A 234-nucleotide genomic window follows, 5' to 3' on the forward strand; every position below is an offset into this window, starting at 1 on the left:
AAGATCTTCTCGCGTGCGTTGGCGCGCACGGCGAAGTCGCCGAACGGACCGCTGAAGCGGATCCGATCGCCGGGCTGCAAGCTGTACAGATAGGTCGAACCCCTGCCCGGCGCCTGCCGCTTGCGGTCCTGCCGGCCGGGGCTGAAACGCACCAGCAGATGCAAGCGGCCGTCGGCCCTGTCCACCGGCAACGACAACGAATACGAGCGCCGCGCCGCCTCGCGATTGCACAGC

General features: G+C 68.4%; 1 protein-coding gene. It reads right to left on the reverse strand.

Features of this window, described 5'->3' with window-relative positions; translation table 11 throughout:
• The coding region (locus HKX41_13675) for an NADH:ubiquinone reductase (Na(+)-transporting) subunit F (protein ID NNC25182.1) at positions 1-234 on the reverse strand (234 nt) is incomplete at both ends.

The sequence above is a fragment of the Salifodinibacter halophilus genome, assembly GCA_012999515.1.
GTDB lineage: Bacteria > Pseudomonadota > Gammaproteobacteria > Nevskiales > Salinisphaeraceae > Salifodinibacter > Salifodinibacter halophilus.